This is a genomic window from Sphingomonas sp. CFBP 13714 (assembly GCF_014842205.1).
Taxonomy (GTDB): Bacteria; Pseudomonadota; Alphaproteobacteria; order Sphingomonadales; family Sphingomonadaceae; genus Sphingomonas; species Sphingomonas aerolata.
This window is the reverse complement of record NZ_JACYVG010000011.1, coordinates 26,634-52,300: the sequence shown is the minus strand read 5'-3', so window position 1 is coordinate 52,300 and position 25,667 is coordinate 26,634. Positions and strand designations below refer to the sequence as shown.

The window sequence follows — 25,667 nt, the reverse complement described above, 5'->3', positions numbered from 1 at the left end:
CGTCGCGCTCGCGGCCACCGTCATCTTCTGGCTATGACCAATGAGTCCTGACCCTAGCCTCGCAAACGATGTGCAGATGCTAAACAAGCAAATGCAAACCTCGATTAGAGAAGAAAGTGATATCAAGGTCGTCCAGCATGGCGCTCATGCAATGGCGATGCTCAACCTAAGAATGCTTGCCGGTCGTTTGTATGAGGGCTGGAAAACTCACAAAGAGCATTATCCGAAGATATCGGCTATTTATGATAAAGAGCTAAAACCGAACGCAAAGTCAGCATTGACCGACTTAGAGAATTATTTTTCTCCGAAGCAGGCAGAGGGCCAGCCAAAACCGTCGCGCGCTTTACTCGCGATGGTTCGCGATAAGATAGGTTTCCATGCCGATTTTAAGATGACGGCCGCAGCGTTTGACGAGTGTAAAGATGATGCGATAATGGGTGAATACCTGTGCAAAACGATGGGTAACACTCTCTACTTTTCGACGGAGATGGTGCATCTAGAGGTCGTCGCAAAGATTGAAAAATCGTCGTCTGAGGATGCCGCTTCGCTAATGGCTTTGATGGACCACACGCGCGATGTGACAAGCCTTTTTAACACATTCGTATTTGGCTTCTCTGCGATCTTTCTTCGTCGACATTTTCCGAAGAAGATAAAGAAGCTTGCGAGAAAAAGAGTCGTCTTACCCTCGCAGCCCAAGCTTCGAGATTTAAGATTTTCTTTCTTCACAGAATTAGAATGAAAGGCTCCGATCATGAGTTCTGATCGACCGCCCGAACGTGCCGAACGCCTCGTCATTATGAACGGTAGCCGCCTCCACGAAAGGCACCTTGGCGGCCAGTGGACCGTTATGGATTCAGAACCGCAGGGCATGAACCCTCGTGGTATTCATCGCCTCGATACAGCTCGGGACGCCGATCCCAAGACCAAGGGCGAGTATCGTGGTGCGGTGCTGCACGTCGACAAAGCCAACATTTACCAGCTCGGCAACGATAGCCAGGTGGTGCGCCACGATCGCGACCGCTTTAAGGAAACGCCGCACGTCGGGGAGGGTGCGCGGATCGGATACGACAACGGCCGGGGCGTCATGTTGAACCGTTCCCCTGATCCTACCCCCCATCGAGGTATTCCCGGCCCCACGGTAGCGGCACGCGCAACGCCCGATCGTCAAAGATGATGACGGTTATCAATAACGTGGTGCCGGTGCTCGATCTCGTCATTCGCTTTACGGCTTGGATTTCCAGCCGCGACGCTAAAGGTTGGGAAGGTATATTTAAGTTTACCCTAGCCATCTGTGCATTGCTGGGCATCCTTCTCCCCTCGATCGGAGAATGGCTTGATAAGCGTTACCTCACGCACAAAGAAGATAACAAGTCTCTAGCGCTATCTTTTAAGGCTTATGGGCGTCTTTCCAGTGCACTCCTATTCGCTGGAGCAGCGGCCGGACTTTACTATGTTTCTGATTGGTAACGACTTATCGCCGTACGGTTGGAACAGGCGAAACAGTTACTTGCCCCCGCTTAAAACACCGCTTGCACTTTAGCCGCGCAATCGCCTGCGGCATTGTCTGCGGCAAACCGCCAAAGAGCTTCAACACGTTGGCGAACGGGACATTGATCGTCCGCCCGCAATGGCACACGATCCGCATATCTGCACGGTGACGCGCGTAATCCATCGTCGTTTCAAAACGCGCGGTACTCATCGCGCAACCGGGATTTCCGCGATGTTTGTCGTCCACGAATTAGATTTCTGGCTGCGCTTCGTGTCGAAAGCCTTTGGCCCGCGCCCCTGCGCCGCAACGGTGATCGTATCTCGCCCGAACCGTGCGTTTAGTCCGTCCATCGCGGCTAACAGGCCAGGAGCGCGCGGGTCGGGAATAGCGAACAAGTCGGTCTGTGCCGCTCCGGCCGGGTTTAGATCCTCCAGAAGCACGCCGCATTTCGTATATACCCCGCCCTCCTGAAACATCGCCTCGGTAAGCCTCGTTGCCATCGCGACAATTACGCGCGGGTCATGGCTCGCTGGGGACAAGCGCGCCGATCGCGATGCGCTCGGCGGATTCGGCCGGTATTTGCTGCCGTGCGCAAAGACTATCATGCGAGACGCCACCAGCCCCTGCGCGCGTATCTTCTCAGCCGCGCGAGCTGCGCGACGTGCCATCGCCTCGCATAGGTCGTCTAAGGTGCTGACAGGTGCGCCAAACTGCCGCGTGACGGCTGCTCCCTTCATAGCCTCCGGTTCAACTGTGAACTCGGCGCACTCGATACCGTTCAACTCACGCACAAGGCGCTCCAGAACGACTGTCCCGGCGTCTCTCGCGACCGCTGGGGGCAATGCAGCAAGGTCAGCCGTAGTTCGCACCCCTAGCGGCTTCAGGCGGGCCTCCAGAGCCTTACCTATCCCCCAAACCTCTCCGACCGGCCATTGCGCGAACAGCCGGCGACGCAATTCCTCGTCGTGAAGGTCGACGACGCCGCCCCAAATCTTTTCAGTCGCTTTTGCAAGAGCATTGGCAACCTTTGATAGCGTTCGTGTTGGTCCTAAGCCTATGCGGGTAGGCAAACCAACGCTTCGTGATATAGCATCAATGACGCGGTAAGCGGTTGCTACATCTCCAACGCCGCCAGGAAGAACAGGAAGACGAAAAATGCTCTCCTCTATTGAATAGACTTCAACGGTATCAGAAAGTTCTGCAATCACGGCATTGAAACGCCTATTTAGATCGGCGTACAATTCGTAATTAGACGAACGAACCTGTATTCCGTGACGTTTTACAACGTCGCGAATCTTAAACATAGGATCGCCCATCTTTATATGCAGGGCTTTTGCTTCCTCGCTTCTAGCGATGGCGCATCCGTCGTTGTTGGATAGTACGATTACCGGCACGCCACGCAAGCGAGGATCAAAAAGCCGCTCGCTCGATACATAGAAGTTTGCCACGTCACAGATTGCGTAGGACATAGCTCGATCTAACGCCGGTAGTCGCGGACGCCCGATCGCACGACGCCCCACACGTCGACCGCCTCATCTGCGATCGTCACGGGGTAGCTCGTCGATACGTTGCGCGCCTCCAAGTGCGGCACACCTTCGCGGAACACCAGTTGGCGACATACGAACCCGCCATCTACAACCGCGATTACAATGTGACCGTCTGACGGGCGCGTCTCGGTCGACCACAACCACGTCGTTATCGTGGATTCCGGCGTCCCTCATGCTGCTTCCCTCGATCCGGAAAACAAAGCTCGCGGCTCGATCCAATCGTAACAGGTCCACCAGATTGACGGACTCGCAGGCCCAGTCCTGCGCGGGCGAGGGGAATCCAGCTCCAGCGGCTGCGAGAATGCGCGGAAATATGCCTAGCGGAATATCTGCGATCGGAATTGGCTGCATCAGCGGCAGCATTTTGGCGTCTCCCTTCGGCCCCTCATAACGCATCAAAGAACAGAAAGGGAACGGGTAAAGCTGCGCGACCGATCGCATTTTTGCGGCGTCGTCTTCGTGCTTTCGGATAGAATAGCGGGGATGGTCTACCGCAAGCCGCCCCCGCTCCCTGAACAAATGTCGCTTTACTGGTCCCACTGGTCGCCAGCTCGCCAGCGTGCCGAACAAGCGCGCTATTCTGAAATAGTCCGCGCCCGTGAAGTTCGGGACAAAGCGCTAGCCAAGTTGGACCGCGATAGGTTGCGCATCATCGCCACGTTCGACGCGAGCTGCCAAACCATCGAGGCCGTGTTTCTAGATACCGAAAAAAACGGCTGGGAATGACAGACGTTGCCGCCCGGCTATCGATGCCGCATCATTCTGCAATGGATAAGCCCGACGCCTTTGAACAATCCGCCCAAATCGTTGAAGCGTTCGCGGAAGGCGAAACCGACGATCGCGTTCTGGAGCTGCTGCGTAAGATCGCTCAAGCGATCCGTGACCACGCAATAGACGACTAGGGATCGCATAATGTGCAACCGCGCCCGCATGGACGGCGAACCGGAAACCCTATGGGGATCGGCGTCGAAGCTCTTTATCGAACGCCCCCGCGACAATCGGTTTAATCCGCGCGAGCTGCGACCAAAAAGCTGCAATTACATCATCCGCGAACAGGGCGGCGAACGCGCCTGGGACGTGATGACGTGGGACGTTACGGGCGGCAAAGCCCCTTGGCCCATGACGAACGTGCGGAACCTCGCGCTCCCACAATGGCGCAAACTGGCCGAGAAGCCGGAAAATCGCTGCCTCGTGCCTCTCACGGAGTTCTGCGAGTTCACCCCGGAGAAGCACGATCTGGAGGACGGCAAACCGCCCCTCAAAGGCGAAATGTGGTTCTCGGTGCCAAGTCAGCCTGTGTTCGCTGTTGCGGGATTCTGGCAGACCACAGCGGAGGGCAACGGCTTTACGATGGTGACGTGCGATCCCAATTCGCTGGTTAGCCCGATCCACCCCAAAGCCATGATTACGATACTCGATCCCGACGATATCGAGACGTGGTTGCGCGGCTCATACGACGACGTTGTTCGGCTCCAGAAGCCTTTTGATCCCGATAAAATGACGGTGCGTGGCCCTGTCTTTCCAACACGCCGTAAAGAGCGATAGCTGGCAGAAAGTTCGTCCGGACGAACTTTCAGTCCGGCGATCGGTAGCCAGCCGGAGCGTTCGGGTCTGATTTCTTATAGCTTCCCCTGCGGGGGTTAGGGACAGCCTTCCCGTTAGAACGGCTGGTCACAACGGTATCGGGCTGCTTCGTTTGCACCGTGGCTTTCGCAGGGTCGCGATTACATGCCGCCAACGTCAGCGCCATCAGGACCGCAAGGGCGGGGGTCTTATAGCTTACGTTGGCTTTCGGCATTGTAGATCCCTTGAGCGTTTTTGCTGGTGCGATCGTAGGCATGAGGTCGATACCGGGAAAGCCGTCTGTTCGTCGTGACCGAGAAAGTTCGTCCGGACGAACTTTCCGCCGATCTATCGGGTGCGATCGGGCCGCATTGGCGTCTTCGGTATCTCGCGCTGCTTGTCGGGCGTCCGCTCTGGCTGCGGCTGTTGTGTCGGCCGTTGCCGTTCTGACCTTGTTGGAGGAACCGGCTCGGCTCGCGTCACTGGCTTACCCTCCCGATCCCGTTCGCTATGGCGGACATTCCTTGTCGCCTCTGCCATCTGCCGGGCTTGGTCGCGATCCCGTGTCATTGGATCAGGCATCGATGCGACGAACGCCCGCGTCTGCTCGGCCAGCTTTCGATCGGCGGGGTCGGCGCTGGCGTCCAGTTCGCTAGCGGCCTTCTCGTAAGACGCTCGCACCTCGGATTGCCGAACGATCGCGCTCACCTCCCAAGGTCGCGCCTTGGCTGGCTTCTCCTGTGCCATAGCTGCCGCCTCGGCTCGGCTCGATTGCAATACGCGGGGCAGCTCGGCCGTTCCGGCTTCCGCCCGATCGCGTATCTTACGGATAGGCGTCCGCTCCATCTTCTGAATAACGCCCCGCGCTCGGCGGGGTGTTGCCTCGGCTTCGATACCGCGCGCTCGTAACTCGCGTGCGAAGCTCTCGCGCCATCCGGCTAGATCGTCCTTTCTCGGATTGAACCTCTCCCCGCCTTCCCCTCGGGCCGCGACCGTTAAATGAACGTGCGGATGATCCGCGTCTGTGTGTAGCGCCATTGCGTAAGGAAAGCGCTCCAGCTCGGTGCGAGCGAACGCCCGCGCTGCTTGATACACCGTGTCCGGATCGGTGCCGGGCGGCATGGATAGAACCATCGAAATTGACGTAAGCGGTTCGCGGCGCTTGGTGGTCGCCGCTTCATCCTCGGCCCAATCCTGCGCTAACTCGCGAAGGTCCTTCACGCTCTCCAGCTTTTCGCCGTCGCTCGTTTCGACCTCAAGTTTTCCGTGTCGGCCGATATACTCCAAGTGCGCGGCGGTATGCCCGCCACCACGTTGACGGCCGGAAACCTTGACCATGACCTCCGGGACGCGGTTCGTGATCCGCTGGAGCTTTGCCTTTGTCGCCGCAACGCTCCCGCCCCCTCCCCCTCTGGAGCTTTTGCCAGCCGGTATGTTCAACCGGCCTTTCGAGCCTGTTGTTTTGCCTCCTGCTGGTGCGCGCCAGGTGGTGTCTAGAAACTCGATCTTCGGGCCGTCACTCATCCCCGGCTCTCCAATAGGATAGGTCGCCGCGCATCGCGTCACCGATCGCCTCGACTTGTTCGCTTACTGATTCCGCCATCGCGGCCAAGCGCGCAACCTCGCGGCTTACCTCCAAACGGCTATCCTCCATGTTCGCAGCGTGGAACGCCTTCACGACTTGATTGACGTTTTTCGCGATCCCGCGAAGCTGAATGCGAATGTCTGTTAGCGTCTGCCGCTGGTCGACTACCGGGACCGGCGCACCGTTTAGCCGGGTCTGGATCAGTGCGACAATCCAGTCTGTTCGCGTCAACCCGCGCTCGTCGGCCATCGCCTCCAGCCGCTTCGCGTCACCCTTGTTCAACTTAATCTCAACGCGGTATCGACCACTCGACGGCTGAACCTCGGGAAGCGGTTTTGCCTGATCGCACGCGTCCCCGATGACGAGGCGCAACGCCTTCGACCGTCCGCCATAACTCGCGGCGAGCTTATCAAACCGGGCGGCAACGTCGTCAGCCAATCTAACAATGAATGTAGCCATCGGCGGAATGTATTACAAAACCGGCTGTAAGCCTATCCTGCCATCATACCACAAGAGTTAAAATCGTTCGTCCGGACGAACTTTCGCTAATGATCGCTTCTGACCGCTTGTTTGCCCCTCCCCCTGTCCTCTCTCGGTCGAACGCCGGGCAAAGCCCGGCTCGCGCGAAAATGCCCCCGTGACGATCCAGCTCTTGCGCCGATCGTCACGGGGGCATTTTCGCGCCGCCCGGATCGTAATCCCCTACCCTCTGTTATCCTTCTGACGGCGCGTTCTCCCTCCGGTCTTCGCGTCGTCACCCCTCCATAATTTCGGCCGATCGGATCGTAACCCTCCGCGCCTCGTTCAGATTATGACGGCGCGGTTTTTCCCCCCTGTTTCCGCGCCGTCACTTACCCATCCTAAAACGCGAACGCTGCCTGTCCTGTCTTTGCCTCAACGTAGGTGACGGCATTCCCGGCGCTGTACCTGTCGCGTCCCTTCACGGACCATTGCAGGAATCCGGCGCGGTCATACTCAAACCATCCGTCTTCGATTCCGAAAATCATCGCCCACGCCTGATCCTCAAGGCTGCTGGCTTTCCCGTTGATCGGCCAACGCTCGCCGCCTTTCTTGCCCTCTGAATTGCAAGCTGACGGTTTCCCGAGTTCTCTAATGATAGAGGCGCGATTGGTCGGTTCGGTGGCTCCAAGCTCGTCCATGATCTGCCGGGCATCCAACGTGGAAAGGTGGCCGTGGCGCTTCCCCCCCTCGCTATAGTCTGAATATCGCAAACCAAAATCCACCGCGTTGAAGATGCTGCGGGTGGTGGTGAAGGCGGACGTATCGAGCAACGCGCGCCACTGGCCCGCCGTCACGAGGTCGACCGCGTGAAACCAACCGAAACTTTCGGAAGTGCTGTAGCCGTTTTCGTTGGGTGCGCCGTTCGGGTCCAGCTTGAACCCTAGCGCGGCCTCGACGTGCTGCACGAAGGGATGCCCGGCTAGATCAGGGTGACGAAGGCCGATCGTGCGGGGCCGATCGCCTCGCGCCTTGCATACCTCGATCGGGAACCGGAACAGGCGGGAAGGGAGATTCCAAGGGGAGGGCAGGGGGAAGCCGCTCGGCACGGTCAAACCGCCATTAAGGTCCAGAATGAAATCGTTCTCCGCAAGTCCTGCGGTGATGATCTGTTCGCCTAGCTCGTCGCGGGTCTTGGTGGTGGTCATATCGGCATCCTCGAAAAGAGGGGCCGGGGCGTTGCCCGGCCCGCAATGGATCAGAGGGTTTTCCAAGGTTCGTCCGAACGGACGGGCCGATATCGTAATTCGGTGCAGCCGTAGGCTTCGGCCCAATCGAGCGGGGCGAAAGCGAGGTCCGCGCCGTGGTTGATGCAACGGGTGCGACCCTCAAAATAGACCTCGCCGTCATCGTCCAAAAGCTCGAACTCGGTCGGCATCGTTGCCAGTGCGTCGGCAACCTTGCTCTCGTTCTGGTAGCGCCGCGTTTCGTCGTCGAACTGGCCGAAGTTGACTGCGTTACCGTCGTCGATTTTGTCGGTGATGATGATCCAGCGCATTTTGCGATCCCTTCATTGGCTGGCGGGAACACCCCGCAAACTCCTTCATCGTGGAATCTAACGGGGAGAGGGGGGCAGCGAGAATCTAGGGGAGTGGTGCGGGCGCAGGGAGCTTTAGCGACTGAGCCTCGGTCCCCTAGATTGTCGTTGCGGGGGAGAGGGCGCGTGCGTCCTTTCCCCCCTTTCTACAAACTACGCGCCGGCTTTCGCCGGCACTTTCTGCGGCGCTCTTCCGCGTCGCCTCTTCGTCAGTGATTGGAACCCGTAAGGGCCAAGACCCCGCTTGGGGGCTTGGGGAGCGTAGCGACTGAATGAACGGTGCCGCGAAGCGGCAGACGCCATCCCCCTCCCTTTATGAACCGAAAGCCAAAAGGCTAACGTCGTTTGGATCAACGGACTCTTCCGCTCCGTCATCGTCAAACACGACGCGAACAACTGGCGGCATGATAAGCCTCGCTGCTCGCCCATACACCATGACAGGAAGGCTTGGCTTGCTGCTGTCAGCCGCACGGGATTTTTCAGGCGTGGATTGCGCGGGCTTTCCCTCACCCTTTGGCGTTGCTGGTGTCGCATTCTTCGCAACGGGCTTCGTTACTGGAGCTGGTAGGTTTTCCGCGTCTTTTCCCGTCGCGGCCGGTGGGTCTGTCGCTGTCGATCCGTTTGGAGCTGGCTCGGAAGTTCGTCCGGACGAACCTTTTTCATCGTCGGCAGAAGTTCGTCCGGACGAACTTTTGTCGTCTGGTTCCAGCGGTAGGGGTGGCTCATCGGCGTTTGGGGTAGCTGCTGGAGCTGGTGCCGGGCGCTTATTTACCGCGTCTGCTCCGCGTACAAGCTCACGCGCGGCAGCTCGTCGAATGCCTGTTCCGTCACTGTCGGCAACGAACGCCTCGACCTTTGCCGGGTCTGCCTTCCAACCTTGATAAAGCTCGTAGAGCGTTCGGATTGCGGTCGTGTCGGCCAGGGCGCGAAGGAACGGCGGCATTTCCTGCAACGCGGAATATTCCGCGATTACCGATTTCGGCCGTCCTAGCTTCTTCGCTATGTCCGCTGCCTTATCGCCCCGCGCCAACGCGGCTCCGATCGCCTCGCCCATTTCGGCGGTCGTCAGCGGCGCGCGCTGGTCGTTCTCTATGACCTGATCGAACAAATCATCTTCGGAAACATCGGCCGTCGTCACGATCGCGCGGATTTCAGTCAGCCCCGCTATTCGAGCGGCGCGAAAGCGCCGATCGCCATAGCGGACCATAAACGACGTTCCGCCTTCCAGCGGGCGAACGGTGATCGGCTGGAGTATCCCGCGCTCCTTGATCGACTGCGCCATTTCCTCAAGCTGCGTCTGATCGAAAATCTTGCGGGGATTGTTTGGGTCGCTCGTGATCCGATCGAGCGGGATCATCTGAATAGCAACCGCGCTCGCGTTAGAATTAAGCGTAAATGCAACGTCGCCAAGTAGGCTTCCAAATTTGGACATTACTTAGCCTCCGTCGTTTCGGGTTGCTTAGGTGCAACCCGGTCGTAAACCGTCGTAAGTATCTTCCGGATTTCTGCGCCCGCTACTTTCGCGCCGGAAGTTTTGATTGTCCAAACTGGAACGGCGTCCGACATGGCCTGTTCGTATCCGTCTCGGTTAGTAATTACACCCGGAAACAACATATCAGAGCCAAGCGCGTTTATAAGCGTCTGGAGGTTGTCACGCTCTCGGTTAGAATGGCTGTTGAACCGCGAAGCGAGCAAACCAAGGAAGTTGACGGGCTTCCCGTTTCTACCCTTGTCCTGAACATTCTTCATCGACTGTAATAGCTTGCCGACGCCACTTATGGCGAAGTCCTTCAATTCGATGGGCGCAATTACATGATCGCACACAGCCATTGCAGAGAAGTTGCGCCAGCCCCAGGCGGGCGGGGTGTCGACGACACAAAAGTCAAACGCGCCCGCGATCGTCGCAAACTGCGGAATCATCGCATCCGCACCCGCCGCCTCGATGGTGTCTAGGCGTCCGTCGCTGGCTAGAACGGTGATGCCGGGTTCAGCGGTTAAAGGATCTAGCTTACCCGTCTCGAATAGGTCGGCTGCATAGCCGCCCTTTCGTTCAGCCTGTAGAACGGTGCTGGAGTTGGCTTGGCCGTCTAGGTCGATGAACAGAACACTCGCCTTTAGCTCGGCCAGAAACCAAGCAAGGTGAACGGAAAACAACGTCTTCCCGACGCCGCCCTTCTGGTTGTTGATTACGATCGTCTGCATGGCTCAAGCCTCCACCGGCTATGCCGGGATCAATGGTTGTCCGGACCCTTCCGGAGATTGCGGTCATAAAGTTCTTGGGCCGATTGATCGTAACGGTAGGGGCCTTCCCCTCCGCGTCCTGCTCCGCGATTGCGCCCGAAGGGCGTCGATCCGCGCACGAACAGTCCCCAAAGGATCAATCCTGCAATGAATAGGTAGCCGATCGCTTCGCTAATACCGCGAATGCCGTCCCATAATTCTTGCATTATCGTTCCTCCGTTACTCGGCCGGGGGTGCTTACGTCATCCGATGACGCCACCCTAGCACGATATCGTTAAATCGCCTATGATCGCTCCTGCCATCGTCAAACGCGATCGGTGTAGGAGCATTATGGACGATCAAGCAAAGCCGCGCGGTCGGCCTTCTCGTGGCGCGATGGGGTCGGTTTACGCCCGTCTCGCGGCCGATAAGCACGAACTGTTGCAGCGTATCCGCGAAGAAAAGGGCTGGTCGCTTGTGACGGCGATCGAGCGCGCTGTTGACGCGCTGGCGAAGCAAGAGGGCTATACCGAACATAAGGACTAGTGCGCTGTCGGGTTGATCGGCGGTTGGCCGGTCAACGTGTTTAAGAGGCGGTCCATTGTCGAGTTGCCAGCCGCAAGCGGCCGGGCAGGGGCCTTGAGTTGGTCGACCATAAGCGTTCGCGCCAGGTCGGCCGGGATCTCCGGAACGTGACGCTTCGCGATCGTCACCAATACGCCGGGATGACTGACCTCGGCATAGGACGCACCTAACCAAATCAAAGGCGGCTCGTCTTCCGAACCGTCCTGCAGGGCGTCCGTCCAGACGGTCAGAAAGAACGACGCAAGCGGCGCGTCCCATCCGATCGCGAGGCGCGCGCCGTTCCCCTCAAAATCGTACCGGCTCATATTTGCTGTTCCTCGGTCCGCATCACGATCCGCGAAATTGTGGCTTGGCTCACGTTGAAGGATCGCGCGACGTTGCGTTGTGTCTCGCCGCTTGCGACGCGTGCAGATGCCTCGCGTATTTGGTGGGGTGTGAGTGTCGGCTTGCGACCGAACTTGATCCCTGCCGCCTTCGCCTGAACCCGTCCCGCCGTTGTCCGTGCGATGATCCGGCCTCGCTCCCATTTGGCTGCGATCCCGAGAACGGCAATCACTACCTCGGCCAGCTCCGACGACGTATCTACCAACGGCTCCGCGATCGATCGGAAAGCCGCTTCCGATAGTTTGACCTCGTGCAAGATATTCAAAAGGTCGCGCGTGTCGCGTGCAAGCCTGTCGATTGCCGTCACCACCAGCACGTCGCCCGGTTCCAGCGACTTCAACGCTTGCCGTAATTTCGGCCGGTCGGCGTTGGCGCCGGCGCTGCGCGTCTCGCGAATAATCTTCTGACAACCAGCGGCGCGAAGCGCCTCCGCTTGCTGGGTCAAATCCTGTCCCCCTGTCGAGACGCGCGCATAGCCCAAAATCATGGCCCTCTTTTGTATCAGAAATGTGCATAGCGGAAGGCCGCGGAAAACAGCCGTTTTTGAAATGATGCAAAATTGTTGATTTCTGCATCGCGAAGCGATGCGCGCGATTATCGGCCTTCCCGATAATCGCGCCGCGCCATGCGGGAACGGTCATCGTGCAAACCTCCGGTTTCGGATGCCAGCGGCGCGGCGCAGCTCGTGCGCGACGCATACGCGGCAAGGCGGATACGTGTTGGCGTCCAGCCAGTTGACGAAGGAAAGAGCGGCGCGGGCTGGGGCCAGGTGACGCCAGCGGGTTTGTGCAACGGTCGTCATGGGTCTGTCTCCGTGACGGCACGACGCGACCCTGTTAGGGGGCGCGCGTCGGCTTGGGGTCTGTCTCCGATTGTCGGCAAAACCGGGGGGGCGGCGCTGCAATGCCGTCCCCCCACCTTTGTTAGGCTGCGGCCTTTAGGCGCTGCATCCCCTCGGCCAGTGTCCACATGGCCCGATTGAGGCTGACATTCTGGTCAATGCCGTTGATCGCGCGCGACTTGCTGCGGCGAATGCGGCCCTCGTCGGTGCGCTTCATCCCGTGCACGCCGCCACGAATGACGTTCTCCTGAATGACGTTAAACGTGCTCCAGACACTGCCGCCCACATCGGCCGAACGGCGCGGCTGAATGATCTGGTCGGGACGGATGGGGCTTTCGTCGTCGCCGTAGCGGGCGATCAATGCCGCCTCACCGAAAACGCGCTGCTCGGCCTCGCTAAGGCGCGTTCCCTTCATTTCGGCCGTGGCGTCGATGATGCGCGGGAAGTCCTTGGCGATGGTGTACGCGCCTTCGATGATCTGATCCTGAATGTTGCCCTTGTGGGGAACGCGGACCTCCTGAAACTGATCGCCGCAAATCATGCCGTTGGTGCAGACGAAACGCAGCATCCCGGCGAACATCTGATAAGCGCTCGTGCCGTCATGGCTGTTGACGATGATGACCTCTGCGGCCTCGGCGTTGCCGATATCGTCGGGACGACGGAGGCGAAGCATGTGCTTCGTATGCGCCATGCGGCCCAGGTCGCGGGGCTTCGACTGTGCCGCGAAAAACGGTGCCCAACCCTCTTTGCGAAGGCCGTCGACCAGCTCGATCGTCGGGACATAAACGTAACGCTGCGAACGGCTGTCGTGCGCTTCTTCCGCGAAGATCGAGGGGACGAGGGCGCGGAGCGTGTCGTTGTCGAGTGCTTCCAAACCGCGAATCTGGCGGGCGTTGCGAGCGAAGCGGGTTGCGAGGGTGGCGTTCATGGGTCTGTCTCCGGTTGGTGATCGCCGCTGCAAATCGGCGGGAAGGCCGTCCTTCCACTCACGATATTAAGCGATATCATTTGCTATGCAATAGGGATTTTGCATATTGCTTAATATTTTTCGATATCGTATTGTTTTGGGGAGGTTAGGAGGCTTTTAGATGCTGCTCACGCCCGAACTCGCTGCCATGTTTCCAACGCTGGGGGAGCATGACGAACCCTATAGCTGGTCCTTATTCGAGGTAGGAACGCAGCCCTCGGGCTGCCTGATCGCCATCGGCACGCTAGAAGAGGAAGGCGGGAGAAACCGCGAATTGAAAGTGCGGGTGGTCGATGTGACGAGGCTAGGATGGCATCGCTTGGTGATGACTAGCCTCGGCCGTTTCTCCGGTTCCGGGGTCAAGCTGACAGACGGTTTTGTCGAGGTGATCCATCCCCGTTTGCGAGCGCAGGGGATAGGAACGCTCGTGTTCAACGTCGTTACCGCATGGGCGCAACGCACCTTCCCCGGCGTGGCCGTCGATCCCATAACCCTAGTTCGTCCAGATACTGCGGCGCAGTTCGACCGCCTGACGCGGTTCTATGGTCGGTTCGGTTTCGCCTGGGATCGCCCGGCCGATGGCTGGGGTCGCCATTTCCCGTCTAAGCCGATGACGGTCGACGCTCTCAAACAATATCCGGAAGAGCTGTTGGCAGACGTGCGCCGCGTCGACCTGACGGCCGGTTTAACCGCGATGATTGATCGGATGCTAGAAGCCGACGACGATCGCCGGATGATCGCCGTCCTGCGCGATCAGCTCAACGAACGCCGCGACCGCTGGCGAACGATTGGCTATCGCCTCAATCTGCTAGGCTATGGAATTGCGGCGCTCGCTGGGTTCGGCGCTGCTCGGGCGCTGTTCCTGCTATAGTCGGTGCCGCTCTCGTCGTGTTCGTGACCCTTTGCACCGTTTCAACGGGACGAACGCGCTCAAATGGAAGCTGACAAAGCCGCTTGCTCCATCGTGGAGCATCGTGGCGGCGCAGCCGACACTCCCGCACTATCCACAAGGAAACCGTTCTAGATCCTTTCCAGTGGCTTCCTCGCCTCCCGCCATCAGGCGAAAACGTGTTGGCCGACTAGGCCAACTCCATCCGAGCTATGATTAAATGAATCTATTAGCGGTTGCGTCTGTAATTGAGACTCGCTGTCTCTCCGATCGATCGCCGCGCCAAATTTCTCCAGCATCTTCCCCAACTGCCCGCCTACTGTGGCTTTCGCGAAGTCGCGGCAGGAGAGGGTGGCTAGCATAGCCTTCGTCTCGGCCGCGCTGTCGGCGTGGTGCTGCTCGTGATCGATCGGGACCGGCGCCGGTCGCATCCAGCGCGGGAGATAGGCCAGGACGCGCGCCGGCAGCATCGTGCGATAGGCATTCGACGTTTGCTTGTACCGCGGCCCTATGCCCTCGACCTCAACCCGCTTGAAACGGCGCTGCGGGCAATGAAGCCGACTGCCTCCAAAATCCCCAATGCACGCGCGACCGTTGCCCGGCTAATGCCCGTCTTTTCCATCAACCATTCATAGGTCGGATAAACCCGCCCTGCGTTAAGCCGCGCCAGCTCTAGAATCCGCTCAAATATCAGGATCACGTTCCCGTTGAGCGATAGGATAGCGCGCTCGATCCGCGACGCCTTGCGCGCCTCGCGGCCGATCGTCGCCCAGATTGCCGAACGACGCGCGCAAAGCTCCTTTGCTGCCTTCAACGTCTTGTCGGTTTCGCCCTTCGCGGGAACCGCGAAAAACATATCCTCGAACGTGCCTTCTTCGATGCTGTTACGCAGCACCGGCGCGCCGGTCCTATGCGCTGCACCTGACGGCTTAGGCTTACGCGCGGAGTTCCATCCGCCGATCGCGCTCCGCGCAATCTCGCCAATCGATAATGCTTCCATCGTCCATCCCCTCGATAGGGCTGGGACAGGACGCGCGTCGTTTTGAAGGGATCGGCCGGATCCTCTGAACCCGCGCTCAGGTCGTGATTGTAATAGTCGATCTTCCAGTAGCAGTCGGTGCCTTCAAACCGGAACCGGCCCAGGTCGTGCTCGCCATACGGGTCGATGGCGTCGTCAAAGCCATCGAAGTCGCGAACCTCTCGGAGCAGTTCCGCCCGCTTGCGGAAGTTTCGGAAAAGAGTGACGTCGCCGATCAGATCTGCGATCCCGCTGGTCATCACGATACGGTTGTTGCCCGGGACGGTGAGATGCTCGCGCAGCCAGTCGTTGAGGCGGGCGATCTCCGCTGCGCCACCCTTGGCGTGGTTTGATTGGGGCGTTTGCTCGGCCATGATGGTCTCCTGCCATTGACCCCGACGATCGGGGCCTTTCGACAGGCGACAGGACGGCCGGGGCACAGGTCGCTCGCGCACCCATAGGGTCGAAACGGAGTGGAGAAGCCCGCTGGCGGGCTTGCGCGGGGGAGCGCCCCGGCCAGGACGTACGAGCCCGAAATGCCGCGCGGATCGTCGACACGGGAAGACTTCAGGTCCATGCTGATGCTGGACGACCACGCCGATCGCGGCGTATCGTTTGATCATGGAAACGGCTGCCGACATCGTTGCCCTGTGGCGCCGCTGGATGGACAGCGCTGGCGATATGCTCCGGATGAAGGCGTTGGTCCGGACCCGGTGCTGCAAATGCGGGACGCTAATGCGGGCCGAGCTGGAAGACATCGTGGCACGCCGCGGCTCCGACTATTCGCTGGTCGACAAGCTGGAGCGCTGTCGGATGGTCGAGTGCGAAGGGTCTACCTTCTATCTGGTGTCGCGAACCTATGGCCGCGAATGGGTGACGCTCCTGCGCGACCCGCGGCTGATGAAGGTGTTCGAGGAACTGCCGCCTGTCCGGACGGCGTGGAGCTGATTGCCCGCCTTCGGAAGAGATACCGCCTGAATTTGGATCCCGCACCCAAGCGGTGGGTAGAAGGGGGCAGAAGCGCGTCGTCCAGCGGCGCTGCCGTGCTTGCGCAGCGGGGCCGGGGCGGGCTCGATGCCCGCTCCGGCGCCTTCACGGTTGACGAGCGGGGAGGGGAGGGGGGCCGAAGCCCCCGGGAGGCTCAGGCGTAAGGGTCGTATTCGTTGACGATCGTGAGCGAGCTGTCGTGATCTTCGGCGGTGATGATGACGTACCCCGTGCCGACGGCGATGACGATGGTTGCCACCATGAGGGTTCTTGCTAGGCACATGGCGTTTTTGCGGGCGATCCAGATATCGTTGAACATGTCCGAGGCTCCTGTGAAGCCGACGGGGTTCATCCCCGCTCGACAGGCGCCCGACAGGACGGGGAAGGGCCGCGATCACTTTGTTGCCGCAGGCAAGAAAGCCGTAGCAAAGCGCCCGGACCCCTTGCGGGTTGATCGTACAGGGCCCTGAGGCGGCCCAAGGATTGCGCCTCAAAAGCGGGGGGGAAGCCCGCCTGCCGGGAACGTCGTGCTCAGCGTTGGTTTGCCAGTAACGCGCCCCTCGCAGGCGCGGTGGACACCTGCCCAGTCCGTGCCCCTCTCTGCGCCCCGATGTCGACGGGGACAGTGCGCTGCGCGGCGGTGCAGCCCCGGCCGGGCCAGGATGGAAGGAAGTTGCCGCTTTCCGGAAAGACGTTTCCGCGCTGTGCGTCCGTCAGTCGATCGTCACCCGAAAGGGCCGAGACCGGCTACGGCATCGGTGAAGCGAAGCGGAATAGAGCGACGGTCCCGGCTTCGCCGGGAGACGCCATCTCATTTCGAAACGCCAACAACGGCAACCAGATTTTATAACGAGGCTTCAGATCGGAAGGTGATCTCTACCGTCGCTTATGCCTTGGTAGTCGATGATGATCCGCTTATCCTGATGCACGCGTCCGACGCTCTCGTGGCCGCCGGGTTTCGCTTTCACAAGGCGGGTACGGGGGATGAGGCGAAGACCCTCCTGGGCGATCATGCCGACAATGTGATGCTCCTGTTGTCCGACGTGGAGATGCCCGGCGACACCGACGGGTTTGCGCTAGCCCATCACGTTGCCCACCATTGGCACGGGATTGAAATCGTGATCGCAAGCGGCAACCGGAAGCCGGGTCCGGGTCCGGGTCCGGGGGTCATGCCCGACAAGGCTACGTTTATCGGCAAACCGTTCACCGATCGCATGGTTCACCGACATCTTAGGCAGACGCTACCGGACAACAAGCAACCCGAGCAGCTCAAGCGGGCGGTTTAGCTGAGTTTTCCTGAACTTGTGACCTTACGGTCCTGATCGCCAATGAACGCGATAAGAGACCCGGAGCGTCAGCTCCGGGCCCGTACTGCCTCCCTCAGAAGGGGACGTCATCGGCCTCATTTTCCTGCGCGGCGCCTTGGCGTTCCTGGCGGTTCTTGCCGTAGGAGAGGAAGGTCACTTCGTCGGCGATGATCTCGACACAGTAGCGCTCGATATTCTGGTCGTCGGTCCAGCGGGTGTAGTGGATGCGGCCCCGGACCATGACCTTCTGGCCCTTCTCGACATACTGCGCGACGGTCTGGCCGACGCCGCTGAAGCAGGTGATCCGGTGCCATTCGGTGTCCTCGACTCGGCAAACTTCGCCATCCTTCATGGTCTTGCCGTCCTGGTCACGCTTGGGACGCGAGGTGGCGAGGGAGAAGTTGGTGATCTTGGTGCCGCCCTGGGTGGTGCGGACTTCAGGCGTGGCGCCGACGTTGCCGGTGAGGATGACGAGGTTCTGCATTTCGAAGTTCCTTTTTTTACTCGCCGGGGGGTCCGTCCCCTCGACTGAGCACCAAAAAAGACGGCCAGGACGCCCCCTCCACCGCAAGCGCGTAGACGCGCAGGGGAACCCCGATCAAAGGGGTGGTGCGGGCAGCCGTGGCACACGGCAACTCGGCCCGAATGATCGCGGGTTGGAGGGGGTGGACGGCCGAATTAGGTCGTTCAGGAAAGAGAGGGGATGGACCGCCCGGCGGGCAGCGGTCATGGAACCGTGAAGCAGTACGTCTTTGTCGCGTTACTCGTCCGGAAGTGCCACTCTGCCTCAATCCTGTTATCCCGGGCGGCTCTGACACTCTCCCTCGCTGGTGCTCGCGCCCTGCGCCGGTGTCTGTGGTGAAGGATGATGGTTGCGGCGTGGACCTTGGTGCGGCTTTCGCTGACACGGCGCGCGCGCGCCGAGCATGTCGAGATGACGATGGGACGGTTCGTGCTTCGCAGCATCCCGCCCGGACTGCAGGAACCAAGCGCGGCTGACGTGCCTGCCGGTAGTGCGTCCCGCCTGGCACACCGCGGCGAAGCCGGCGCAAAGGCCATCGCTGTGAGTTAGCGTGCGGCCTGAACGAGAAGCACACGGCGCGGGGCAGACTCCGGCCTCGCCCCACGGAACCGCTCCGCGTCGGAATCGCGATCTGGGCGCGATAAGCCCCCGTCAGTCGATCGTCACCCGGACGGGCCAAGACCGGCTAGGAACTCGGTGGAGCGAAGCGGCATAGCGCGCTGGTCGTTACACTATTCGCCACCAACCATCGCGAGCTTGCCCCTTAGGAACCAGTCATCACCGCTCGGCTGTTCGCCTTGGGAGCGTGCACGACCGATCATGGCCTCGACAGCGCGATCCGCGTCCTCACCATGCAGGCGGGGGGCCGAAGCCGGCGACGGTGACGCAAAGCCTCTTGCCGCTCGCGCGAGGAGCGCCGAGGTTGCTTGCGGCGACCGCGCAATCATTGATCCAAGATGATCGCGGCGACCTGGCGACCCTTGCCGGCGCCGGTGCCGTCACCGAGGAAGAAGCCGGTCCGGTACGGACGGCCATCCTCGGAGAAGCGATTGAGAGACCTTCCTCGACGGATTTGAACAGGCCGAGTAGGTTACGCCCAAACGCGTCGCCGGCATAAATCAGCGTCTCGAGCTGTGCGTCGGAGAGCGCCTTCGCGTAGACGACAGCCTGGGGCAGGGTCGGAACATAGATTGGCCGCGGCGCTGTGATCGAAGCCATCGCGATCGATTCTACCAGCGCGGTTGGATGCGCCGACGCGCAACCGATCGCGATACGGCTTGGCCGATAGGGCAGGTACACACCGACAGACTCCCCCGTCGGAAGTGGCTTGACAAACACGGTGTAATCGATCGGCGTTGCGGTCTGCGACAGCGCGCCTTTTGCGGGTGGTGCGCTCAGCCGCGGTTTGCTCGCCAAGCCGCCAAAACGCGAGCTGCGCCCGCGGGGGCGGATGAGCAGCGAGGCCGTGCGCGGGACAGACGCGGACACAGACGGAGCGGTCTTGGCGGTGATCGCCGCGGGCGCATCGGCGAGCGTCGTGCAGCGGATCATCTCGGCAGGCGTGCCGGTCACCTTTTCCAGCACCATGATCTTCACAGGTTGGCTGGTGGCATGCTTGGCATAGGTATTCGCCGGCAGTTCAAGGTGCAACGTCAGCGTACAACCCTCGGTCGCCTTCGCTCACGCGCGACTCGACGTCTCGACGCGGTCGGGCAAGATGGCGGCGCAGCGGCCTCCCGTGCCCAGACGCATCAAAGCGGTGCGAAGATGCCGGAACGCTGTTTGGCGGTCGGCGTGACGACCGATGCTGCGCGATAAAGGCGGATTGATAAGAACGGCCGTAAGGCCGGATGCTCGGCGCCAGCAGGTCGTGAATCAGCTCGGCGTCGTGCCGCGTGACGGCAGCCCCGGGGGAGTCGGCTGCGAGCATCTCGGCGCGAGCCGGATCGATCTCGTTCAGGACTAGGCGAGCATTGGCGCGGGAGGCGAACTCAGCGAGGAGACCAGTGCCGGCAGATGGCTCGAGCACCAGGTCCGTGGGCGCGATGCGCGCAGCGAGCGCGGCGAGGTACCCGATGGGCGCCGGTGTCGAGAATTGCTGGAGCTCAATCTGCTCTTCGCTGCGAACAGTGTGGGTCGGCAGATTGGCGACCAGTTCGGTAAGTGCAGCGACACAAGCGCCAGGATCGGCGGGAAGGCCTGCTTTTGCGAAGTACTTGACTTCGACGAGTTCGAGCATGTCGCGGAGCGACCAGCGACCAGCGACCATCTGCAGTCGAAGCGCCATAGGCTTGCTCCATGACCCACACAGCATGTCGCGCTGGAGCGATCCATTCTTGGCAATGGTTTCGGCGACGGCCTTGGCAGCGGTGACTGACGGTTCGGTGAAATCGAGTTTGAGAGCTGCGTCTGAGGTTCGCATCGAGGGCCTCGGTTAAGTCGTCCGGTGATCATCACCGAATCAACAAGCCGAAGGCTCCCTCTCCTCTGAACACCTTGTGCCCGACAAAGCATCGCGACCGCGAAGCCATCTTCCAAAGCCGGTCGGGCGGCGTCGGCCGCGGCTAGTCGCGCAGGATGTCAGGCATATGGATCGATATCACGCGGCCAACGTAGCCCGACCGCCTGTCGACCGATCCTTGGGCCTCATTACAACGACCGTTTCTGGCTTCCCGACCCGTCGTCCTAGTTTATCCCGCGCAGGGACCTCCGGAACAACTTCGCGCACTTCAATTGAGTAGCTCGGCATCTTATTGTCGGCCGCAATCTTCTTCAGCTGACTTTTCAACGTGCGTAGCGGCGACGTGGAGCCGATTTTCGCACCCAGCATCTCCAGAGGCATTTCATATTCTTCATCACGACAATAGCAGTGCGCCAATTCATAAAGGCGTCGTTCAATCGAGCCAAGACGAAAATAGTCGTTGTGGTAGTCATAGATACGACTGTCACGCGAAACCGCGCGGACGAGCCAGTCACAGAGCTGGACGCGGACCGGCATGAGTTGATCGACGCCGCTCGCTGTTTCGCGAGTTGTCGCCTGCGCCTCCGCGAACCATGAGAAGAAGCCCTTCGTCCCCACGGTGCCAGTTTTAATGTTTGTTCGGATTTGCGTGCCCTGTAAACGACCGAGTGCTTCGATGAAGCGATCGTAATCACGCTTCGATGGGCGACCGACGCCGGTCGCCCGGAAGAAGTCGTGTGCATTGAAGGTAAAGACGTTCTGTACTTCACCCCCGGTCCGGCCAATATGCTGCACCATCAACGACAGGACGTAGATCAGGACTTCTTTATCCCACATCGTCGCGATACCGCTCGAACTGGGCTTGATCTCGATTTTGACGCCGTCCATCTCGTAGGTCATGGCCTCCATCTGAGGCCGCTTCGCTAACGAGAATAGTGGAAAGTCCATGATGCTCTGCTCGCCGCGGACTTTGCCGTGCAGCGGGCTGTCGAGATAGTCGAACAGCTTGCCCTGGGAGAGAGCGACTTCTCGCGAATCCATCGTCGGGGCTCCCACCAGCTTCACTTAGCAAGGCCGCTTATAGCGGATCGGCCGCAAACCTGCAGTCGGATAAGCGACCGCGTTATCGATAGCACGAGGATTTGGAGCGATTTAGCCGGTAAATCGGGGTGTGTTTCACATTTTGATAGGTACGGGCCACCGCAAACCCGGTCGAGACTCGTGCTATCGGTAACGCCGTGAACCTCATTCGGAGACCCGGTGTGCAGTACGAGTTCCAGGTCTTTGAGAAGGTGACGAAATCCTGTCATCGCAGTTCAGCCCCCCGGGAAACCAGCCGCGACATCAGGCTCCCGATCGGCGTCGCGTCGGTCCCATCGGACATCCCCCGCATGGCGACCGTGCGGCTCGTGTCCTTGAGGCCGTGGAGCGTCCGCCCAAGGTTCAATTCGCCCTTGTCAGCCTTGCTGCTCATTCCGCGGAGATACGCGCCGGGCCGCTGAACCTCGCCGCGCCGGTATTTCTGGATCGTGGCGATGACGGAGGCAGCGGCACCTCGCTGGCCCATGATGCGACAGGCTTCCTTGAACGCGTGACTGCTGATCCCCGACTGTCCCGCAAGACGCTCCGCGGTGGCGACCACCTCGCCCCACGATCCATCGCGGTGGAGCAGACCGGAACAGAGCTCCGGCGCGATCGACATCATGAATTCCGGATCGACACCGTGTTTCTCCAGATCGTCGTCGACTGCAGTTTGAGGTTGAGAGGAGAGGGCGTCCCCATTTCCACTACTTTTTTCCGCCAAGCCGCTACTGGTATCTGCTTTAGCAGATTGGAGTTGGCTTGTAGTTATAGTGTGGATGTCCCTAGGTCCATCCCAGCATGAACTATCATCCTGATCGCTACCGGTACTGGGGACAGCGATCTCGGCCGAAACAGCCCCGGCTAAACGACGCGCACGCTCTTCGATCTGCTCCACACAGGCCGTCAGAAGGCCGACATCGCGGACGCAACGCATCTGGTCGGTGGCCATCAACGCCAACGCGAGATCGTCACCCGCCTTTAAATCGTGAAGATCGGCATCGAATACCGTTTGGGCCAGAGCCCTGATATTCCTGCGGGCAGCGGCAAGGCGTTTGCGGAGCACTGTCAGTGCCGCGTCCTCTGCGGCTCCCTTGGCCGCGCGGGCAGCAAATTCTTGAAGCCTAGTGCCGATCGGAGCGAGGACGATGCCGTAGCCCCATGTGATGAAGCCGTCGGCCCCGCGGCGTCCACCACGATGACCGTTCGGACTATCCCGAAAGCTGACCAGACCGAAGGCCTGTGCCTGATTTAAGAGCTTTTGAACCTGTCGGACGGTTACGCCCAGCTTTTGCGCGAGCAGGTCGTTCGACGGCCAAACGACGGGGATTTGTCCACCCTGCCAGTCCTGCGGCTTCGTCCAGGCAAACAGGAGATCGATGACGGAAACCACGCGCAGGGGCACGCCTATGTAAGGAGCCGCTCGTTTGAGCGCCGCAAGCGCTTTGGAAGGTGCCATTCCAGTTTCAAGACCGCAAAATTGCTCGGCAAGTTTCGTCGCCTTGGCGGCATGCTCGTCAAACCGGCGCAGTCCCCGGCCGGGGCTATGGGCAGTAGCCATTGTTCGTTCTCCCTGGGAGGGGAGCCCGTGCAGACAAAGCGACACCGTGGCGCCACGATCGACGCTTTGGGGTAGCAATAGGAAAGGAAGCCAGCTAAAGTGAGGTTTCTCACATCCGCCCTAGCAGGCGTCCCGAAAAGCCCGGCCTCGTGCCGGGTTTTTCATATCTGCACAGCGTCCCCCTTGATCGTTGTGACGCGCGCCCGAGTGGACGGCGGAGGTCAGCGTCGAGCTGATCCACAGCATCGATTGTTAAGCATCACTGGCGGGTCGGTCGTGCGCGATGAATCGTGCTATCAGTAACGGAATGGGTGATAATCACGTGCTATCAGTAACGACGTGTCGATCTTCGCTCGTGCTATCGATAACGCTGTCCCCAGAGGCACGTGCTATCGGTAACGCCGTCGCGCACTCGCTCGTGCTTTCGGTAACGGCGTGAGAATCGGGCGTTTCGGCAGTCTTACGTGACATGTTGCGCAGACGTAGAGCAGCCTCCTCATCGGCGCGCCGGGTAGGCGTGGCAGGGAAATGGCAATTGAGTCAGCGAGAGACTGCAAGTTCAGGCTCGAAATTGGCTGATGCCGTTTGTCCAAGCAGGGGAGCGAGTTGGACGTTTTCGGGCATTCGATATGTCACTGGTGGCTGAAAGACCGGAGTCTAGTGTGACCCGTAGACATCGTCAGCCCGATCTCCGATCCTGTATTCGGAACTCGGCAATTTGAAGATCGAGCCACTGCTCCGAAGCGACAAGAAGGGGAGTGAGCGTACCGACGATCAGGCGGCGTCCGTCTTCGGGATCCGTTTGTCTGACTATGTATCCAAGCGCCTCGAGATGCTCGATGTGGCGCAAAGCGGTGGTCGTCGAGCCTCCGCTCAGCTTACATAGCTGGGACACAGCGATGCGGCGTCGCTCGCATGCGGCTACGTAAAGTTCCAGGATCATGTCCCAGCTCGGATCATAGAAGCGGACCCCGTTGAAGTGGGTCGCCCGCCGGCGCCGGCCGACCAACACCGCCCTAGCCTCGGCAAGCCTGCGCTCGGACAGCTCTCTCGCGTCTGGCGGCATAGACAGCAACGTCTCCTCTATCGCCTTGCGCGGCAGCCGCACAACGACGTCGATCAGGTCATCTCGTTCAGATGCTGCACCCATAATCGTCTCGATCCGTTTCGGATGTGGGCCTCGGCGTTCGCCGGCAAGCGGAGCGTGCCGAGCGCAAGCGTGCCAAGCGCGAGATAAGCGTAGATCCCAAGGCCTGTATGGTAGGCAAAGAGTGGCACACCGGGCAGCAGAGCGCCGAAGATGCTCATGAAGAGGTCGGCTACTGCAAAACCTGTTGCCCAAATTGGCCAGAAGCGGATCGTCGTTACGCCCAGCCAGTAGAAGCCCGCAGCGACGCCCGCATCAATCACCAGGATCAATACCTCACCCGGGGCCCAGCCTTCTTTCGCCGCGATCAATCGTATAGCAGTAGTGGTGGCGAACTCCGCCATGTTGATGAGCGCCCCCAATCGTTCCGGCCTGCCCCCTCTGAGTGCCGCGAAGAGCAGCACGCCGAACATGACGACGTTAAAGATGACCGCGAGGATTATCTGGGCGCTCATAGGATTTCTCGCGGCCTACCCGCCGTTACCCCCGCGGTGACGTAGCCTCCGCAATCCGCGGAACGTCGATCTCCTTGATCGAAACAGATGGCGGCTTCGGCAAGTTCTCGCCTCAGTTCGTTTCTGTCAGGCCCAGTTGGCGACCGACCTTCTCGACAGACAGATGTGCTCGCATTGCCAGCTGATCCTGAACATCAACGAGGGCCGACAGTGCCGCGACCGTCGCCTTTACCGTTTGCTGCGTCATCGCGGCAGATAAGCTGTGGGCCTCCGTCGCCTCGAGTATGGTCAGTAGAAATTGCGCCGTATCACGTGTGGCTAGAGTGATCGATCGCTCCGCTCGGCGCAGGTCGTCCGCGACGATCCGGCTTGTGTCGGAAAGTGATTGCATAAGGCCTCCTTGGGCACCGAGCGCCCATCACAGTGGTTTCAATCCAAGCAGGAGAAGCAGCGTTACGATCGCCATGCCGGCCGCAGTTAGGCCCAAGGGGGTCACGATCGAGATGATCGCGGTCCAGAAGGCAACCTGCTTCCAGGTGAGCATATTCGCTGCCGCCCCAGCGGTCGGCAACGGGAGGGGAAGCGGTAAAGTTGGTGGCGCGGAAGGTAGGTCGTTTGCAGGGGGTAAAGGCTCTACCCCTCCGTCGTACTCCGCCAGGAGCCGCGCGGCATCATAACGGGTCGGCACGCCGAGGATATTATTTGCCTTTAACAGCTGCTTATCGACCGCCCGGTGGCTGCTACCCGTGGCTGCCGCGATCTCCTTCGAGCTGCGGTTCTGAAGCACCAGGCGGAGATAAGACCGCTGACGATCGGTCAGCAGAGCAACGCGCTCCGGTGTGCTTACACCCGGCGTCGGTGTTGGAGGCGTCCGTTGGGCAGGACGTTTGCCCGGTTCGATCGTCAGCATGCTCGTGAAAATACTCGCAACCCGGAATGATTCGGCTCCATGTCTGCGATGACTCCTGACGGGGCCCGTCTATCAAATCCACATCACAAGGT

At 60.1% G+C, this 25,667-nt stretch carries 32 protein-coding genes and 2 pseudogenes; 10 read left to right on the top strand and 24 right to left on the bottom strand.

Annotated features, from left to right (window positions below):
• The first annotated feature begins 40 nt into the window (after nt 1-40).
• From IFT54_RS18715 to IFT54_RS18705, 3 genes are read left to right on the top strand one after another with little or no spacing between them, the layout of a single operon-like run.
• The gene (locus IFT54_RS18715) at nt 41-739 is read left to right on the top strand and encodes a hypothetical protein (protein WP_192071743.1); all 699 of its coding nucleotides are present in this window, start codon (nt 41-43) and stop codon (nt 737-739) included.
• A 12-nt stretch (nt 740-751) separates the two neighbouring features.
• Nucleotides 752-1,174 (top strand): KfrB domain-containing protein, encoded by a 423-nt coding sequence (locus IFT54_RS18710; protein WP_192071742.1) that lies wholly within the window; start codon nt 752-754, stop codon nt 1,172-1,174.
• Nucleotides 1,171-1,467: a hypothetical protein gene (locus IFT54_RS18705; protein ID WP_192071741.1), complete on the top strand. Its 297-nt coding sequence runs from the start codon at nt 1,171-1,173 to the stop codon at nt 1,465-1,467. The genes IFT54_RS18710 and IFT54_RS18705 overlap by 4 nt, the downstream gene beginning before the upstream one ends.
• Before the next feature lie 228 nt (nt 1,468-1,695).
• Here the strand turns inward: IFT54_RS18705 and IFT54_RS18700 are convergent, their stop codons facing one another.
• A complete protein-coding gene (locus tag IFT54_RS18700) occupies nt 1,696-2,958 on the bottom strand; it encodes a Y-family DNA polymerase (protein ID WP_192071740.1) in 1,263 nt (420 codons plus the stop codon).
• A gap of 8 nt (nt 2,959-2,966) precedes the next feature.
• Nucleotides 2,967-3,432: pseudogene (locus IFT54_RS18695) on the bottom strand (LexA family protein).
• A gap of 87 nt (nt 3,433-3,519) precedes the next feature.
• Here IFT54_RS18695 and IFT54_RS18690 point away from each other — a divergent pair.
• Genes IFT54_RS18690 through IFT54_RS18685 form a run of 3 tightly spaced genes read left to right on the top strand, consistent with a single transcriptional unit; the run spans nt 3,520 to nt 4,581 of the window.
• Nucleotides 3,520-3,762 (top strand): hypothetical protein, encoded by a 243-nt coding sequence (locus IFT54_RS18690; protein WP_192071739.1) that lies wholly within the window; start codon nt 3,520-3,522, stop codon nt 3,760-3,762.
• 41 nt (nt 3,763-3,803) lie between these two features.
• The gene (locus tag IFT54_RS20815; RefSeq protein WP_274604175.1) at nt 3,804-3,938 is read left to right on the top strand and encodes a hypothetical protein; all 135 of its coding nucleotides are present in this window, start codon (nt 3,804-3,806) and stop codon (nt 3,936-3,938) included.
• Between the two features lie 10 nt (nt 3,939-3,948).
• Nucleotides 3,949-4,581 carry an SOS response-associated peptidase family protein gene (locus tag IFT54_RS18685; RefSeq protein WP_192071738.1) on the top strand — a complete coding sequence of 211 codons (633 nt, stop codon included), beginning with the start codon at nt 3,949-3,951 and terminating at the stop codon, nt 4,579-4,581.
• A 366-nt stretch (nt 4,582-4,947) separates the two neighbouring features.
• On the opposite strand, the gene IFT54_RS18680 is transcribed toward IFT54_RS18685, so the two are convergent.
• The 7 genes from IFT54_RS18680 to IFT54_RS18650 form a co-directional block, all read right to left on the bottom strand.
• Nucleotides 4,948-6,123 carry a relaxase/mobilization nuclease domain-containing protein gene (locus tag IFT54_RS18680; RefSeq protein WP_244649253.1) on the bottom strand — a complete coding sequence of 392 codons (1,176 nt, stop codon included), beginning with the start codon at nt 6,121-6,123 and terminating at the stop codon, nt 4,948-4,950.
• Entirely contained in the window at nt 6,116-6,556 is a 441-nt protein-coding gene (locus IFT54_RS18675; protein WP_192071737.1) for a mobilization protein, read from the bottom strand. Before IFT54_RS18675 ends, IFT54_RS18680 begins: the two co-directional genes overlap by 8 nt.
• A gap of 488 nt (nt 6,557-7,044) precedes the next feature.
• Nucleotides 7,045-7,851 (bottom strand): hypothetical protein, encoded by an 807-nt coding sequence (locus tag IFT54_RS18670; RefSeq protein ID WP_192071736.1) that lies wholly within the window; start codon nt 7,849-7,851, stop codon nt 7,045-7,047.
• A 50-nt stretch (nt 7,852-7,901) separates the two neighbouring features.
• Nucleotides 7,902-8,201 (bottom strand): hypothetical protein, encoded by a 300-nt coding sequence (locus IFT54_RS18665; RefSeq protein ID WP_192071735.1) that lies wholly within the window; start codon nt 8,199-8,201, stop codon nt 7,902-7,904.
• Nucleotides 8,202-8,553: 352 nt separating this feature from the next.
• Complete coding sequence (locus IFT54_RS18660; RefSeq protein WP_192071734.1) at nt 8,554-9,597, bottom strand: ParB/RepB/Spo0J family partition protein; 1,044 nt, start codon at nt 9,595-9,597, stop codon at nt 8,554-8,556.
• Between the two features lie 74 nt (nt 9,598-9,671).
• On the bottom strand, nt 9,672-10,442 hold the full coding sequence (locus IFT54_RS18655) for a ParA family protein (RefSeq protein WP_192071733.1): 771 nt from the start codon (nt 10,440-10,442) through the stop codon (nt 9,672-9,674).
• A gap of 29 nt (nt 10,443-10,471) precedes the next feature.
• Nucleotides 10,472-10,687: a hypothetical protein gene (locus tag IFT54_RS18650; protein WP_138995683.1), complete on the bottom strand. Its 216-nt coding sequence runs from the start codon at nt 10,685-10,687 to the stop codon at nt 10,472-10,474.
• A gap of 124 nt (nt 10,688-10,811) precedes the next feature.
• On the opposite strand from IFT54_RS18650, the gene IFT54_RS18645 reads away from it, so the two are divergent.
• On the top strand, nt 10,812-11,006 hold the full coding sequence (locus IFT54_RS18645) for a hypothetical protein (RefSeq protein WP_010218566.1): 195 nt from the start codon (nt 10,812-10,814) through the stop codon (nt 11,004-11,006).
• Here the strand turns inward: IFT54_RS18645 and IFT54_RS18640 are convergent.
• The 3 genes from IFT54_RS18640 to IFT54_RS18630 form a co-directional block, all read right to left on the bottom strand.
• Entirely contained in the window at nt 11,003-11,350 is a 348-nt protein-coding gene (locus IFT54_RS18640) for a hypothetical protein (protein WP_192071732.1), read from the bottom strand. The genes IFT54_RS18645 and IFT54_RS18640 overlap by 4 nt on opposite strands.
• Nucleotides 11,347-11,916 (bottom strand): recombinase family protein, encoded by a 570-nt coding sequence (locus IFT54_RS18635; RefSeq protein ID WP_192071731.1) that lies wholly within the window; start codon nt 11,914-11,916, stop codon nt 11,347-11,349. Before IFT54_RS18635 ends, IFT54_RS18640 begins: the two co-directional genes overlap by 4 nt.
• Nucleotides 11,917-12,352: 436 nt before the next feature.
• Entirely contained in the window at nt 12,353-13,198 is an 846-nt protein-coding gene (locus IFT54_RS18630; protein ID WP_192071730.1) for a DUF932 domain-containing protein, read from the bottom strand.
• A 160-nt stretch (nt 13,199-13,358) separates the two neighbouring features.
• On the opposite strand from IFT54_RS18630, the gene IFT54_RS18625 reads away from it, so the two are divergent.
• On the top strand, nt 13,359-14,108 hold the full coding sequence (locus IFT54_RS18625; RefSeq protein WP_192071729.1) for a hypothetical protein: 750 nt from the start codon (nt 13,359-13,361) through the stop codon (nt 14,106-14,108).
• Between the two features lie 526 nt (nt 14,109-14,634).
• Here IFT54_RS18625 and IFT54_RS18620 read toward each other — a convergent pair.
• Both IFT54_RS18620 and IFT54_RS20960 read right to left on the bottom strand, forming a co-directional pair.
• A complete protein-coding gene (locus IFT54_RS18620) occupies nt 14,635-15,126 on the bottom strand; it encodes a helix-turn-helix domain-containing protein (RefSeq protein WP_244649251.1) in 492 nt (163 codons plus the stop codon).
• Nucleotides 15,127-15,212: 86 nt separating this feature from the next.
• Nucleotides 15,213-15,404, bottom strand: a pseudogene (locus IFT54_RS20960) (DUF3768 domain-containing protein); the annotation flags it as partial.
• A gap of 361 nt (nt 15,405-15,765) precedes the next feature.
• Here IFT54_RS20960 and IFT54_RS18610 point away from each other — a divergent pair.
• On the top strand, nt 15,766-16,092 hold the full coding sequence (locus IFT54_RS18610; protein WP_192071727.1) for a hypothetical protein: 327 nt from the start codon (nt 15,766-15,768) through the stop codon (nt 16,090-16,092).
• A gap of 193 nt (nt 16,093-16,285) precedes the next feature.
• On the opposite strand, the gene IFT54_RS18605 is transcribed toward IFT54_RS18610, so the two are convergent.
• On the bottom strand, nt 16,286-16,450 hold the full coding sequence (locus IFT54_RS18605) for a hypothetical protein (protein ID WP_192071726.1): 165 nt from the start codon (nt 16,448-16,450) through the stop codon (nt 16,286-16,288).
• A gap of 550 nt (nt 16,451-17,000) precedes the next feature.
• On the opposite strand from IFT54_RS18605, the gene IFT54_RS20635 reads away from it, so the two are divergent.
• On the top strand, nt 17,001-17,417 hold the full coding sequence (locus tag IFT54_RS20635; protein ID WP_342354870.1) for a response regulator: 417 nt from the start codon (nt 17,001-17,003) through the stop codon (nt 17,415-17,417).
• 94 nt (nt 17,418-17,511) lie between these two features.
• Here the strand turns inward: IFT54_RS20635 and IFT54_RS18595 are convergent, their stop codons facing one another.
• The 9 genes from IFT54_RS18595 to IFT54_RS18560 form a co-directional block, all read right to left on the bottom strand.
• Nucleotides 17,512-17,922, bottom strand: coding sequence for a single-stranded DNA-binding protein (locus IFT54_RS18595; protein WP_192071724.1), 411 nt, complete (start codon nt 17,920-17,922; stop codon nt 17,512-17,514).
• 885 nt (nt 17,923-18,807) lie between these two features.
• Nucleotides 18,808-19,611: a strawberry notch-like NTP hydrolase domain-containing protein gene (locus tag IFT54_RS21045; protein ID WP_446740687.1), complete on the bottom strand. Its 804-nt coding sequence runs from the start codon at nt 19,609-19,611 to the stop codon at nt 18,808-18,810.
• Nucleotides 19,601-20,383: a hypothetical protein gene (locus tag IFT54_RS20625; protein ID WP_244649249.1), complete on the bottom strand. Its 783-nt coding sequence runs from the start codon at nt 20,381-20,383 to the stop codon at nt 19,601-19,603. The genes IFT54_RS21045 and IFT54_RS20625 overlap by 11 nt, the downstream gene beginning before the upstream one ends.
• Before the next feature lie 177 nt (nt 20,384-20,560).
• On the bottom strand, nt 20,561-21,463 hold the full coding sequence (locus IFT54_RS18585; protein WP_031393304.1) for a replication initiator protein A: 903 nt from the start codon (nt 21,461-21,463) through the stop codon (nt 20,561-20,563).
• A gap of 265 nt (nt 21,464-21,728) precedes the next feature.
• Nucleotides 21,729-23,063: a plasmid replication protein RepC gene (repC, locus tag IFT54_RS18580; protein WP_192071723.1), complete on the bottom strand. Its 1,335-nt coding sequence runs from the start codon at nt 23,061-23,063 to the stop codon at nt 21,729-21,731.
• A gap of 679 nt (nt 23,064-23,742) precedes the next feature.
• Complete coding sequence (locus IFT54_RS18575) at nt 23,743-24,213, bottom strand: MarR family transcriptional regulator (RefSeq protein WP_192071722.1); 471 nt, start codon at nt 24,211-24,213, stop codon at nt 23,743-23,745.
• The gene (locus IFT54_RS18570; protein WP_192071721.1) at nt 24,183-24,665 is read right to left on the bottom strand and encodes a hypothetical protein; all 483 of its coding nucleotides are present in this window, start codon (nt 24,663-24,665) and stop codon (nt 24,183-24,185) included. Before IFT54_RS18570 ends, IFT54_RS18575 begins: the two co-directional genes overlap by 31 nt.
• Before the next feature lie 112 nt (nt 24,666-24,777).
• Nucleotides 24,778-25,056, bottom strand: a complete 279-nt coding sequence (locus IFT54_RS18565; protein ID WP_244649247.1) for a hypothetical protein — start codon at nt 25,054-25,056, stop codon at nt 24,778-24,780.
• A 27-nt stretch (nt 25,057-25,083) separates the two neighbouring features.
• Nucleotides 25,084-25,575 (bottom strand): LuxR C-terminal-related transcriptional regulator, encoded by a 492-nt coding sequence (locus tag IFT54_RS18560; protein WP_192071720.1) that lies wholly within the window; start codon nt 25,573-25,575, stop codon nt 25,084-25,086.
• Nucleotides 25,576-25,667: the final 92 nt, after the last annotated feature.